A 13,515-nucleotide genomic window follows, 5' to 3' on the forward strand; every position below is an offset into this window, starting at 1 on the left:
AGTAGTATATGGATGTGATTGCTTTAGTCGGGCCAAGTGGCACCGGTAAAAGTCACCACGCGCTGATTGTGGCGCATAAGCACAATGCAGACGCCATTATCGATGATGGAATCCTGATTAAGGACGGCAAGATAGTGGGAGGGCATTCTGCCAAAAAGGAGCAGAGCAAGATCATGGCGGTACGGCGAGCAATCTTTGTATTGCCAGGTCATGCAGAAGAGGTGCAGGCGGCCATCAAGGAGGCCAAACCACACCGGATCCTGATTTTGGGAACCTCGGAAAATATGGTGTTCAAGATTGCTAAGGCGCTGCATCTGCCGCAGATTGCCAAAATCATCAATATTGAAGATGTGGCGACCAAACAGGAAATGGCGGCCGCCCAATATCATCGTCTGAAAGAAGGCAAGCATATCATTCCGGTTCCCACAATCGAGTTGAAACCGCATTTCTCTGGGTATCTGGTAGATCCATTGCAGACACTGTTCAAGCGGTCATCGACCAAGCGCCGTCGTCTGGGTGAGAAATCCATAGTGCGGCCAGTGTTCAGTTATTATGGTAAGCTCAGCATAGATGATTCGGCGGTCAAGTCAATCGTGCAGGTGGTGCTGAAGAAGGTTGAAGCCATCACCAAGGTGGATGGACTGCAGGTCAAACATTTGCTGCAGGGAGATGAGGACCTGGGACTGAAGATCGTCTGTGGGGTGGTGCTTACTTATGGCAATCATATCCCTACGTTGCTGGCACAGGCACAGAAGGATGTGCGGGATGCGGTCGAGTATATGACGGGTATGGTTGTGCATGAAGTCAATATCCAGGTAAAAACATTATATGTGAAAGCATAGAGTTGCATCGTGGTGATAAGACGCCCGGTGTCCGGCAATTACTTTCCTTCGCTTTGACAAAAAGCGCCAAACGCTGCGGAAAGCAATCGCCGGATACCGGGCTTTTGCATACTATAGTTTTACCGCAAGGAGTTTATGGTCACCAGCAGCAGGGTCAGAGCCTGTCCTGCCAGTGCGCCCCAGGCGGGGAGAAAGGGGATGCCGAAGGGATAGAGAGCGCCCGCGGAAAGGGGCAGCATCACGGCGAAGGCGATGAGGGCAATCATCTTGTTCAGTTTGATGCGGTTCAGGGTGGATCTGCCAATTTCCTGCAGGACAGCAAAGTCCCAGAGCAGGCCGCTCTGCAGGAAGATGGCCTGCGGATTTTCCTGCGTGGCTGGCGGCAGGCCAGTTTCTTTGTCCAGCGGATGTCTGGCGGGGGCAAGCTCGATGACGGCATCCACTGCCTGACAAAGTTCATCGGGAATCTTACCGCGTTCCACGATGGCTACACCTGTGCCCCGGGCTTTCAGGAGCTGGATTTCCCGCAGCTTCCCCTCTAATGTCAGTTGACCATGGACAGAGTCAAGGCCGGCCTGTTTGCCGATGGTTTCTACCGTGCGCTTGTTTTCCCGTGTGAGCATCACAACGTGAAGATGCTGGCGTTGGAGCTTGCGGATAGCGGTCAGGGTATCCTGGTCGAGTGCATCGTCGATGGCGATGATGCCCCGGCAGTACTTGCCATTGGCGACAAAGACGGTGCTATGGCCTCTCTGGGCCAGCTGATCATTTTTGGTGATCAGGTCAGCGCTGATATCAATCCCTTCTTTTTTCAGCCAGAATATACTGCCCACGCGCAGGGAATTGCGCCCGACAATGGCTTCCACGCCGCAGCCGGGAACTTCTGTGAAGGTGCTGGCTTCCAGGAGTTGCAGTCCGCGCTGGCTGGCGGTTTCGTAAATGGCCTGGCCCAGGGGATGTGTGGCATCTTTTTCGGCAGAGGCGGCCAGGGAAAGCAGGACATTCTGGCTGACTCCTGCCGGATAGAGACTGGCTACATAGGGATGTCCTTCCGTTATGATCCCATGACGTCCCAGGATCAGAGTATCGATATTCCCGATGTCCTCCAGCTGACTGCTGTCGTTTAGTTTGATGTCGCTTTTTTGTGCCTGCCGTGCTCCTTTGGCAAAAGGCAGGATCTTTCCCAATATATAGGGAAAAGGCAGTGCGGCAATAAGAGTGGCGGCAGCGGCATTGAATACTGTGAACATAGCAAGGCCTTGGCTGTACCAATAGAAACCGATGCCTGCAGACAGGATAAGGGCGGATAAGAATAAATAAAAATTTGCTATATTTTTTTTCATGATAATCCCTCACTTCTCTATCAATATTCGGCATGAAGTGGAGGATTCCCTTTTGCAGGGAATTAGACTGTGGAAAAATTTTATGGATTAAAGCAGGCTTTTTTTCGTGTTTTCGCGAATATAATGAGGAGTAGAAGCGGTTGCTGATGTATGGAAAAGTCAAGGGGGGAGAACATGTATGTATTATTGTCTGATTGATTTATTGGCTTTGCTGGTATTGCTGATAACCAATCATGATGTGTTCTTTACCCGGCGTGAGATGGAGAATGATAGAGCGCAGCGGCATTATCGTTATTTTTTGTATGCGGTTATTCTTTATTACGTTACAGATTTGCTTTGGGGCTGGCTGTATGAGATTTCCAATCTGGATTGGATCTATCTGGATACGGAAGTGTATTTTATTGTCATGGCGGCTGGCGTTCTGCTTTGGCTGTATTATGTTGTGATCTATTTGGGAATCAAAGGGGTGTTCCGGCATTTCCTGACCTATACAGCCTTGATATTGCTTTCTACCGTGATCATTGGCACACTGCTGAATCGCTGGTGGCCTGTGATGTTCTATTTTGATGCGGCAGGTGTTTATCATGCGGGGATCGCACGCAATCTGATCTTTGTCTATCAGGTCGTCATGCTGCTGATGCTTTCCATGTATACGCTGGTTTTTGCCAACAAGGATACGGAGATAGAGCGCAAGCGGCATCTGGCCATCGGTTTGTCGGGGTTGATCATGATGCTGTTCATTGCGATACAGGTATCGCTTCCGCATTATCCGCTTTATGCCATCAGTTATATGCTGGGTTGTTGCTTGCTGCGGACCTTCGTCATCGAAAATGAACGGGAGGAGTATCGCAAAGATTTGGAAATCGCTCTGGAACGAGAAAAGGAGCAGTTCCTGGAGCTGAAGACAGCCTGGAAACTTGCTTATACAGATCCGCTTACCGGCGTCAAGAGCAAGCTGGCATATGCGGAGCAGATGGAACTTATTGATAAAAGGATAGAGCGCGGAGACATGAAAGAATTGGCCGTGGCTGTATTTGATGTCAACAATCTGAAATGGGTAAACGATAATCTGGGACATGATGTTGGCGATGAATTCATCAAACAGTCCTGTCATTTGATCTGCAGTATTTTCAAGAAAAGTCCGGTATATCGTGTGGGGGGGGACGAGTTTGTAGCCATCCTGGAACGGGAGGACTATATGGACCGGGATTTGCTGCTGCAGGAATTCAATCAGGAAATTGAACGGAACCGGCAGAATGATGGCCTGGTTATCGCAGCGGGCTTGACGGAGTATATTCCCAATCAGGACAACAGCTTCAAACGGATCTTTGAACGGGCGGATTCCCGGATGTATGAGCGGAAGCACGAATTGAAATCCTGATATTGTGGGTGTTTCGTGATGCATGATCATATAAGGTCTTTGGTTATTTTTGACCGGTCAGATTTTGCTTTGACCGGTCATTTTATGGTAAAATAAAGGTTAGTTTATTTTACAGGAGGAAAATTCCTAATGATACAGATGCGGGAGGTCAGCAAGACCTATGATACGGGCGTGGTGGCCCTGAACCACGTCAGTGTGGATATCAAGAAGGGCGAATTTGTCTTCGTGGTGGGGCCAAGTGGCGCGGGCAAGTCCACCTTCATCAAGATGCTGTTTCGGGAAGAGCTGCCGACCGAAGGAAAATTATTAGTGAACGGTCATGATGTGGTGGCTATGGGGCGTTCTGAAGTTCCTTATCTGCGCCGTGAGCTGGGTGTGATCTTTCAGGATTATCGCTTGCTCCCCGATAAGACAGTATTTGAGAATGTGGCCTTTGCCATGCAGGTCATTGAGGCACCGCGCCGTACCATGCAGCGCAGTGTTAATTCTGTGCTGGATGTGGTAGGGCTGCGTGATAAGTATCGCAGTTTTCCGTCGCAGCTTTCGGGCGGCGAGCAGCAGCGTGTGGCCATCGCCCGGGCTATCGTCAACAATCCTTCCATTGTGATCGCAGACGAACCGACGGGAAATCTTGACCCGGAAACCAGCTGGGATATCATGGACATTTTCCGGCGCATCAACAAGGCGGGGACGACTATCGTCATGGCTACTCATGACCGCAATATCGTGGACACCATGAAGAAGCGGGTTATTGCCATTGAAGATGGCCGCATTGTGCGTGACCAGCAGCGGGGAGGTTATGGTTATGAAGGTTAGGACTGGCGAATATTTTATACAGGAAGTCTTTCGCTCCTTGCGCCGCAACAATTGGATGTCCTTTGCGTCCATCGGCACGGTGGCCGTGTCCCTGTTTGTATTGGGGGTATTCCTGATTCTCGTGCTTAACATGAATCGTATGGCCTCCACCCTGGAATCTCAGGTACAGATCAGCGTCTATCTGCAGGATGATCTGAAGAAGTCGGAACGCGTTGACCTGCAAAGCGATATTGAGAAGATGCAGGGCATTGATACGGTGAAATATGTGGATAAAGATGAAGCCAAGGAACGCCTCTCTGAGCGTCTGGGCGACCAGAAGTATCTGCTGGATGCACTGGGAGACAAGAATCCACTGCCTGATGCGTTTGAGGTCACCGTCAAGACGCCGGAAATGGTGGAAACCGCCGCTAAGGCCATCGAGCGTATGGATGGCGTGGAGTCGGCAAAGTATGGGCAGGATGTGGTGGAACATCTCTTTGATATCACCCGGCTCATGCGCATCTTTGGTCTGGTGCTGATGCTGTTATTGGCGGGGGCGACCATCTTCATCATTTCCAATACCATCCGGCTGACGGTTTTTGCGCGGCGCAAGGAAATCGCCATCATGAAATATGTGGGGGCAACCGATTGGTTCATCCGCTGGCCGTTCCTGATGGAAGGCATCGTGCTGGGCTGCATTGGCGGTATTTTGTCGGCTATCGCCCTGCGCAGCTTCTATGCGGCCATGGCGGCGAAAATATACAGTACCCTGGCTTTTTTCCCGCTGATGCCCCAGTATCCTTTCATGAATTATGTGACCGTGGCGATTGTCCTTTCCGGCATGGTGATCGGTGCAATCGGCTCGGCTTTCTCGCTGAAGCGTTTCCTTGAGGTTTAAGGTTATGAGACATTGGCAGAAGATAACGGCGGCTACGCTCTCCGTGGTGCTGACGGCTTCCACGGCGTATGCTTCGCTGGAAGATGATAAGGCCGGCTATGACAAGAAGGCCGAGGAACTCAAGGGCAGGAGTGCGGCATTGCAGTCCAAGATTGAATCCCTGTCTGAGGAAAAGCGGCTGATTGATGAGGAAGCCGATGCGGCCATCGCTGAACACAAGGAATTGAAGGCGGCGCTGGATGAAACACTGGACCGCATGGAAAAGAATGAAAACCGCCTCCAGGAAGTGGAGGCGGACTACGATAAGAAAAGTGCGAAGCTCGGCAAGCGGGTGCGGGATATCTATGTGAATGGCCAGATTTCCTATCTGGATGTGCTCTTTGGGGCCAAGGATTTTTCCGATCTGATGACGCGTATGGACCTCCTGAAGAAGGTAATCAAGCAGGATTATGACCTCGTGCATCTGGTGCTGGACGAGAAGGCCGAAATCGAAGCGACACAGAAAAGCCTGGAAAAAGACCGCAAGGCCCGGGCGGAGCAGGAACTCAAGGCCCGTCAGGCCAGAGAAGTCATGGAAGAGAAGGTCAGGAAGCGCAAGGCCATCATCGACCAGATGAAGAGCGATAAGGCCACGGTTGACCGTCAATATGATGAAATGATGGCCGCTTCCAAACAGATTGAGGATATGCTGCGCCGCAGTAGCATGGCCAATCTGCCGGCACCTGCTGGTGGCGGTGGGGGCAATGGTTCCATGATCTGGCCCGTTGGCGGTACGGTGACTTCGGATTTTGGCTGGCGTACGCATCCGATTACGGGAACCCAAAAGTTCCATAGTGGTATTGATATTGGGGCAGATTATGGCGTGCCGATTGCGGCAGCTGCCTCGGGAACGGTGGAATATGCAGGGTGGATTTCTGGTTATGGCAATACTGTGATCATCAATCATGGCGGTGGCATAACCACTCTGTATGGGCACAATCAATCCCTGGCGGCATCTGTAGGCCAGAGCGTCAGTCAGGGAGAAACCATAGCGTATTGTGGTTCTACGGGTAATTCCACTGGCCCTCACTGCCATTTCGAAGTGCGGCAGAATGGTTCACCCGTCAGCCCGTATGGTTATCTTTGAGCGTTACGATAGAAGGTGAAAGTTTTTGAGTAAGAAGAAAATAGCGCTGATTGTTCTGGTAACGGCTGTGATATCCAGTTTCCTGACCGTTATGGGCCTGATGAAGCTCTTTGGGCTGAGCGGGGATAAGACGACGGATCTGCTGCGGTTCTTCGGCGTCAAGCGCATGATTGAAACCCGTTATGTCACTGATGTGGACAGCAGCAAGCTGATGGACGGGGCCATAGATGGCATGGTGAAGTCCTTGGGGGACCCGCATTCTATCTATATGAAGACTTCTTTATATAAATCCCTCAAGGAACATACGGCGGGCGCTTTTGGCGGCATCGGTGTGACCATGGGCTTCAAGGATGACAAGGTCACGATCATGTCTGTATTGGAAGGTACACCCGGGGAAAAGGTAGGCCTCAAGGTCGGGGATGAGATCATGTCGGTAGATGGGACGCCTGTCACGGAATTCCAGCCCGAGGAAGTGGCCATGCACATCCGCGGCGAAGCCGGCACGGAAGTCAAGCTGATGATTCATCGTGCCGACGAAGAAGATAGGGAATATGCCATCGAGCGGGATATGATAAAAGTCCGTTCGACCAAGGGCAAGATGCTGGATGAGAGCAATATGGGCTATATCCGCATTGCTTCCTTTGGGGAAAATACGGCAGAAGAGTTCAAGGAAGAATATGAAAAGCTGGAAGAAGCGGGGATGCAGGGCTTGATTATCGACCTGCGGCAGAATCCCGGCGGCCTTATCACAAGCTGCGTCGATGTAGCGAAGATGCTGGTTCCCAAGGGAAATATCGTTTCCGTCGTGCAGAAGGATGGCAGCAGGGAAGAATATGATTCCGATCTGGAAGCGGTCAAATATCCCCTGGTTGTCCTGATTGATGGCAACAGTGCCAGCGCTTCGGAAATCCTGGCTGGTGCCTTGCAGGATACAGAGGCGGCGACCATTGTCGGCATGAAATCCTATGGCAAAGGGTCGGTGCAGGTAGTTGTGCCTTTGTTCCATGATGATGGATTGAAACTGACCATTGCCAAATATTATACGCCCAGCGGCAAATGTATCGATGGCATTGGCATTGAGCCGGATGTGACGGTAAATCTCAGTGAAGAGGATACGGAAGACAAGCAGCTCAATATGGCCAAAGAGATCTTGCAGCAAAAATTATAAGGGCGATAAACACAAAAAAACGCTTGCGCAGCAGCAAGCGTTTTTTGTGTTTTGGCTCAAGCTTTTTTATTCTTCTCGGCCTCTTTGGTGGCATTATAGAAATCTTTGAGATTCTCGATTTTATTCATTTTCCAGGTGCCATCTTCCAGCTGGATCATACGGATTTTCAATTCATAATCGGCATTGAGGGATTCATCATGAAGCCCCATAGCAACTACTGTGCCGGTACCATCTTTTTCCGTGGATTTCACGCCGGTGAATTTCAGTTTATCGGCATTGGTTTCCTTTAACAGATTTTCTGCCGGATTCTCTTTTTGGCGTTTGGATTTTTTTCCGCCATCCTTTTTATCATCGAGATCTTTGAATTCGCCGGTTTCCACATATTCTTTGACGGAGGATTCAATCAGGCTCGTCAGCGTCGGCTTCAGCAGCTTGGCAAAGTTGGCGGCCAAGGCTTTGGTCTGGGCGTCCATGGTCGTATCTTCCTCCAGGGATATTTCAATGATATCGTCAAAGGCTGAGTCGGCCAGACTCTTGGTATCCACATGACGGCTGAACTTTTCCCAGTTGTGTTCTTTGACGGAATCCTGAATCAATTGCAGGGAGTAAGCCGGGGTGCGTTTGTAGTACATATAGCCGCCAATTCCGCAGGCAATCAAGACAATCACTGCGATTAAAGCGATTATTTTTTTGTTCCAGGATTTACCGTTTTCTTGTTTGTCCATTTCTTCCATGTCATCATCATCTCCTCATTTTTTTTCCGAAAATATCATACCATTTTTAACGCATGATTACAATTAAAGGAATATTAGAATTGCAATCGAATAAAAGTGAAATCAATGACTTTTGAAAAAAGACATTTGACAAGCAGATAAGTATACCATATGATAAAAAAGAATAATGCGAAAAGTGGTGGATGATTTTGTTGAGTGGTAAAACGACAAAAGCGCTGGCGATTTTTACGGCAGTGGCAACAACAGCAGTATTTACTTCCTGTGGTGTAGAGGATGAGGAGGTCCCGACTGCGCAGGATAACGCAAATGTATTGACGGATAGTGATGGGAATGAGTATACTTTGACCCAGAATGATGATGGTTCGGAAACCGCTACCTATGATGATGGCCGGACGGTTACGTTCAAGCGGGATGATGATGGCAACCTGAGTTTCCTGGCAGGCTCAGCTTCTCTGCTGGCTGGGCTGGCGGCAGGTTATTATCTGTTCCATGGGCTGAGCAATGGCCGTGGCGGCTATTATAATGCCAAAACCCATCGCTATACCACCTTTGACCCGGTGCAGCCGGTCAAGGACAAGGAGGACAAGGGTTCAGGTTCCAGTTCCGGCGGCAGCCGCAGCAGTTCCTCAAGCAGTAAGACCAATAAAAGCAGCGATGTATCCACCAGCAAGAGCAGTACGAAAAGTACGGCTAAGAGCGCGGTAAGTTCCAGTTCTAAGAGCGGTTTTGGTTCTGCCGGAGCGAGAAGTTCCGCATCGTGAGAAAGGAAGTGATTGCAGGTGATTGCGGATTGGCGGGATTTATTGAACCGGGAAATATTCCCTTTTGTGGAGTACGAAGGGTATGAGGATAAATATCCGACGAAGGATATCAGGATGCTGGATAAGGAAAGGGCTGAGGAACTGCGTTACGTCAGTGGTGTCCTGTTCGGCGCCTTTCAGCGGGCTGTGGAGGTCTGCCAGCAATGCGGGGAAAGTTTTCTGGCGGATTTGGAGATCCCGCCGCAGCTGATTCCTTATCTGCAGAAAGAAAATCCCCTGCGGCTGGCCTCATGGCTGTCGCGTTTTGATTATGTGCTGGACAAGCAGGGGAATCTCCATATGGTGGAAATCAATGCCGACACGCCCTGTGCGGTAGTGGAGGCCTATTATGGCAACATGGTGGCCTGCAATCACTTTGAGGTGGAAGATCCGAATCATGGGGAGTATGACAAGCTCTGCAATTGGCTCAATGAGATCTTTTTGGCCTCGGAACCGGGAGTCAGCATCAGTACGGGCAGGTTCCATCGCCGGCATCCCTTTCTGTTTTCCTGCTTTGATGATTATCCGGAAGACCTTGCTACGACTAAGTTCCTGATGCAGGCCATGAAGAAGAATACCATGGCGGTGGAGGCAGATGATGCCATAACCTTCGTCTCATTCTATGATCTGGCGGTACGGAATGATGGCAGCATCCTGTTGCCGGATGGACGCACGGCAAATGCCATCTATCGCCTGCATCCGTTGGAAATCCTGATCGAGGAGACGACGCCGGAAGGCGAGTCCTTGGGAAAGGACTTTATGGATGGCTATTTGCAGGGGCGTTATATGATGTTCAATCCGCCTGAGTCCATCATCATGCAATCCAAGGCCTTTCAGGCATTGGTCTGGGCATTGGACAACCAGCCGGTGGGGATGTCTTCCGCATTTACAGAGGAGGAATCCGCCATTATCAGCCGCTATATGCTGCCCTCGTACTTTGCCCGGGATTTTTCGCCGGAGAAGATAGCCGCAAATGCAGCCTGGATACGGAAGCCCATCTGGGGACGGGAAGGTGCCGGCATCGAAGTGTTGGACAGACAGGGCGTGAAGCTTGTCAAGGATGTGGATGCAGACAATATCGTGCGCCGGGATAGCAAGGATGATATGTATCAGCTCTTTGTGGATCAGCAGGAATGTGAGGCTGACACGGACAGCGGGCGGCTGACGGGCTATCAGACGTTGAGCTGCTTTATGTTGGGCAAGACTCCCAGTGCCCTCTATGCCCGCTTCTCGCCAGAGCAGATTGCGGGCACGGAAGCATATTGGCTTCCGTTGGGATTGCAATAATATTCAAAATAATTATTTTCTATTACTTAGGGATAGATTTTTCCGAAGTAATATGATAATATAGGTTTCAGACAATAATAGCAAACAATACCTTACCTTTTCCCCAAGATGTAAGGAAAAACTTATGGGAGTGTGAAAGAACTATGTTTTTGGAAGAACGCCAGGAAATCATTCTGAACATGTTAGCCCGTGATGGCAAGGTTCGCGTACGTGAGCTCAGCGAGAAGTTCAAGGTTACCGAAGACTGCATCCGCAAGGATTTGGGCGCTCTGGAAAAGAAGGGCAAGCTCAAGCGTACTTATGGTGGTGCTGTGCGCATCCGCGAGAACAGCCATATGCTGGAAGTCAGCAAGCATCGCAACACCGATGTGGAAGCTAAGCAGCGCATTGCTCAGGCGGCTGTGAAACTCATCCATGAACGCGACATGGTGTTTCTGGATATCTCTACGAGTAATCTGGCCATTGCGGAACTGCTGGTCAAGATGGACCAGGATATCACGGTCGTGACGAACATGATTGACATTCTCGTGGTCCTCGCCCGCAATCCGAAAATCCGCGTGGTCTTCGCTGGCGGCAAGATCAACAAGAGCCGCGATGGTTTCTGGGGCGGCATGACGCTGGACTTCATCTCTCGTCTGAAACCGGATATCGCTTTCGTTGGTGCAGTAGGCGTTGATGTCAAGGAAAACAGCGTTTCCACCTATGATATCGATGACGGCATCAACAAGGCGGCCATCATCCGTCACAGCAAGAAGGCTTATGTCGTAGCCGAAGCACGCAAGCTCAGCACGGATGGCAACTACAACTACACGACGCTCGATACTCTGTCCGGCCTGATCACCGATACGCTGCCGGCACAGGACATCCAGGAAGCGGCTGATTCTTACGGGGTGGAAATCATTCTGCCATGAGTATGAATTTCCCTTCACGTTTGAGCTGGGAAAATTTTCATAAGATAATTGTGGAAGGACTGAAGGTATATGCTTTTTACCTGGCAGTCCTTTCCCTTTTCCGGCTCTTTTTTATCCTGTGGCTCCATGATTATTGGGGACCAAACACCGGCAGCAGCGATGTACTGCTGGCGCTATGGCGGGGCAGCCGCCTGAGCATGCAGACGGCAGGGGCGCTGACGCTCCTCAGCTTTGTGCCGGCTTTGGCCGCGCATTATCTTTGGCCGAAAGTGGAACGATGCCTTTGGTTGGGCATGAATGGCTTGCTTCTGGGTGCGCTATCCGTGCTATATATGGCCAGCTTTCCCTATTATCGTATCTACCGCATGAATTTCAATCAGATGATTTTCACGGGGATGAATGAGGATTGGGCAGCTTTGTTCTGGACCATGGTGGACCAGTATGCCCTGCCGGCAAGGTTTGCGGGAGCGATGGTGCTGGCTTTGGTGCTTTGGCAGCTCCTGCGCAGGCTGCTTGGCTGGGAAATACCGTTGCTTCCCATCCGTCACTGGCCGTTCTGGAAGAAACTGGTGGTGCGGGCGGCGTTCCTCTATGGTGTTTATCTGGCCGTGCTGTTGGGCATCTTCGGTGGCAGCTTGGGCTGGCAGACGGCGGTGGACTGGGAAAATGCCGGCGTGACCAAGGATGAGTTCCTGAATGAGGCCATCCTGGATAATCCGCAGGCCATCTACCGCGCTTATAACCTCAACAGCCGCATGCTGGCCTGCAACGGGCTGGATTTTACCATGGAAGATATCCGCCAGCTGGCGGCTGAGCTGAGCGGCAAGCCCGCGGATACCGATAATCTCGACGTCTATCTAAAGAAGACGGTGGTGCAGGGGACGGCTGAGCCGCCCCGTCATGTCTTTGTGATTCTCTCGGAGAGTCTGGCCAACTGGCCGCTGTTGGAGCGGTATAAAGATATTCCCATTGCCGATGATCTGCGTGCTTTGATCGCAGAGCAGGATACGGATTATTGCCCGACCTTCCTGCCAAATGGTGCCAGCACCGTGTCGGCCGTGACGGGCATGGTCACGGGCTGGGCGGATGCCAACCTTTACCTGACCACCATGCCGGAATCCTTTGCGGCGCCTTATCCCACGGCTTCGGCACCTCAGCTGGCAAAGCTCGGCTATGATACGAACTTTTTCTATGCCGGGCCGGCTACTTGGGAGCGGATTGGCGCGTTCACGCAGGCGCAGGGGTTCGCTCATTTTTACAGCCGGGGCGATTTCGGTGATGTGCCGGGCAGTGTCTGGGGCTGTGAGGATGAATGCCTCTATGCCAATGTGCTGGAACGGCTGACGGATGCCCCGAGTTTCAATGTGATCCTCAATGCTTCCAACCACAGCCCGTATGATGTGGATGTAGAAGCCAAGGGCTATGACAAAGAAAAAGTGCGGGCAGCACTGCCCGCGGAGTATCAACAGGATGAGGAACTCCTGCGGGAGCTGGGCCATTACTGGTATGCCCAGCGGGAACTGGCGAAGTTCGTCAAGGATATCAAGGCGAGATATCCTGACAGTCTCGTGCTTATCGTGGGCGACCACGGTGACCGCTACAATATTGAAAAACAACCCGATATGTATGCTCGTTATGGCATCCCGTTCATTTTGACTGGTCAGGATGTCCATAAGGGGACATTGCTTTCTGACAGTGCCGGCAGCCAGATTGATATATTCCCCACGCTGATGGAACTCGTGGCCCCCAAGGGCGCGGATTACATGGCCTTGGGCCAGAGCCTTACGACCACCAGCAATAAGGGCGTCAACTATGGCTTTTGGATCACGCGCACGGCCATCGGCAAGGCTGATACCGTGCCTTTGGCACCAGAGGCTGTGGATGGCAATGAAGCGCCGACCATCGACGATCAGGTCATGCAGGATTATATCAATGCCGTGCGGGCGATATCGTGGTGGCGGCCCAAATATGGACCGATCTTAGACCAAAAGATCTTGGATGAAAAAGGAAGATGATGGATGTTTTCATTTCATGACAAGTGGAATGAAGCCTTGGTTGCCAGCTGAATATTATTGTGGCTTATGACCTCAGTCCGCACCTTGTTCGGATTTTTTACAAGTGTTGCGGACTGAATCTTTATTTTAAATAATCTAAAAATTGACGCAAATATAAATATAATATATAATTGTAATAATAGCAGGAATAGGCGCATTTTTAAAGAATAGTTTAA

At 50.8% G+C, this 13,515-nt stretch carries 12 protein-coding genes; 10 read left to right on the top strand and 2 right to left on the bottom strand.

Annotated features, from left to right (window positions below; translation table 11 throughout):
* Positions 1-8: 8 nt before the first annotated feature.
* On the top strand, positions 9-842 hold the full coding sequence (locus BUB68_RS00855; RefSeq protein WP_073087934.1) for an Asp23/Gls24 family envelope stress response protein: 834 nt from the start codon (positions 9-11) through the stop codon (positions 840-842).
* A 119-nt stretch (positions 843-961) separates the two neighbouring features.
* On the opposite strand, the gene BUB68_RS00860 is transcribed toward BUB68_RS00855, so the two are convergent.
* Positions 962-2,185, bottom strand: coding sequence for an HAD family hydrolase (locus BUB68_RS00860; RefSeq protein ID WP_073087935.1), 1,224 nt, complete (start codon positions 2,183-2,185; stop codon positions 962-964).
* Positions 2,186-2,363: 178 nt separating this feature from the next.
* Here BUB68_RS00860 and BUB68_RS00865 point away from each other — a divergent pair, with 178 nt between their 5' ends.
* The 5 genes from BUB68_RS00865 (at position 2,364) to BUB68_RS00885 (ending at position 7,553) form a co-directional block, all read left to right on the top strand.
* On the top strand, positions 2,364-3,566 hold the full coding sequence (locus BUB68_RS00865) for a GGDEF domain-containing protein (protein ID WP_073087936.1): 1,203 nt from the start codon (positions 2,364-2,366) through the stop codon (positions 3,564-3,566).
* Positions 3,567-3,695: 129 nt separating this feature from the next.
* Complete coding sequence (ftsE, locus tag BUB68_RS00870) at positions 3,696-4,382, top strand: cell division ATP-binding protein FtsE (RefSeq protein WP_073087937.1); 687 nt, start codon at positions 3,696-3,698, stop codon at positions 4,380-4,382.
* Entirely contained in the window at positions 4,372-5,259 is an 888-nt protein-coding gene (gene ftsX / locus BUB68_RS00875) for a permease-like cell division protein FtsX (protein ID WP_073087938.1), read from the top strand. The genes ftsE and ftsX overlap by 11 nt, the downstream gene beginning before the upstream one ends.
* Before the next feature lie 4 nt (positions 5,260-5,263).
* A complete protein-coding gene (locus BUB68_RS00880) occupies positions 5,264-6,385 on the top strand; it encodes a murein hydrolase activator EnvC family protein (protein ID WP_073087939.1) in 1,122 nt (373 codons plus the stop codon).
* Positions 6,386-6,410: 25 nt separating this feature from the next.
* Positions 6,411-7,553 (top strand): S41 family peptidase, encoded by a 1,143-nt coding sequence (locus BUB68_RS00885; RefSeq protein WP_073087940.1) that lies wholly within the window; start codon positions 6,411-6,413, stop codon positions 7,551-7,553.
* A 56-nt stretch (positions 7,554-7,609) separates the two neighbouring features.
* Here BUB68_RS00885 and BUB68_RS00890 read toward each other — a convergent pair whose 3' ends face one another.
* Complete coding sequence (locus BUB68_RS00890; RefSeq protein ID WP_073087941.1) at positions 7,610-8,287, bottom strand: hypothetical protein; 678 nt, start codon at positions 8,285-8,287, stop codon at positions 7,610-7,612.
* 188 nt (positions 8,288-8,475) lie between these two features.
* On the opposite strand from BUB68_RS00890, the gene BUB68_RS00895 reads away from it, so the two are divergent.
* From BUB68_RS00895 to BUB68_RS00910, 4 genes are all read left to right on the top strand, one after another.
* On the top strand, positions 8,476-9,048 hold the full coding sequence (locus tag BUB68_RS00895) for a hypothetical protein (RefSeq protein WP_143188039.1): 573 nt from the start codon (positions 8,476-8,478) through the stop codon (positions 9,046-9,048).
* Between the two features lie 18 nt (positions 9,049-9,066).
* The gene (locus BUB68_RS00900) at positions 9,067-10,374 is read left to right on the top strand and encodes a glutathionylspermidine synthase family protein (protein WP_218587664.1); all 1,308 of its coding nucleotides are present in this window, start codon (positions 9,067-9,069) and stop codon (positions 10,372-10,374) included.
* A gap of 143 nt (positions 10,375-10,517) precedes the next feature.
* The gene (locus BUB68_RS00905) at positions 10,518-11,285 is read left to right on the top strand and encodes a DeoR/GlpR family DNA-binding transcription regulator (protein ID WP_014423800.1); all 768 of its coding nucleotides are present in this window, start codon (positions 10,518-10,520) and stop codon (positions 11,283-11,285) included.
* A complete protein-coding gene (locus tag BUB68_RS00910; protein WP_081371796.1) occupies positions 11,282-13,300 on the top strand; it encodes an LTA synthase family protein in 2,019 nt (672 codons plus the stop codon). The genes BUB68_RS00905 and BUB68_RS00910 overlap by 4 nt, the downstream gene beginning before the upstream one ends.
* The last annotated feature ends 215 nt before the right edge of the window (positions 13,301-13,515 follow it).

It is taken from the genome of Pseudoselenomonas ruminantium (genome assembly GCF_900142515.1).
In the GTDB taxonomy this organism is placed as follows: domain Bacteria; phylum Bacillota; class Negativicutes; order Selenomonadales; family Selenomonadaceae; genus Selenomonas_A; species Selenomonas_A ruminantium_D.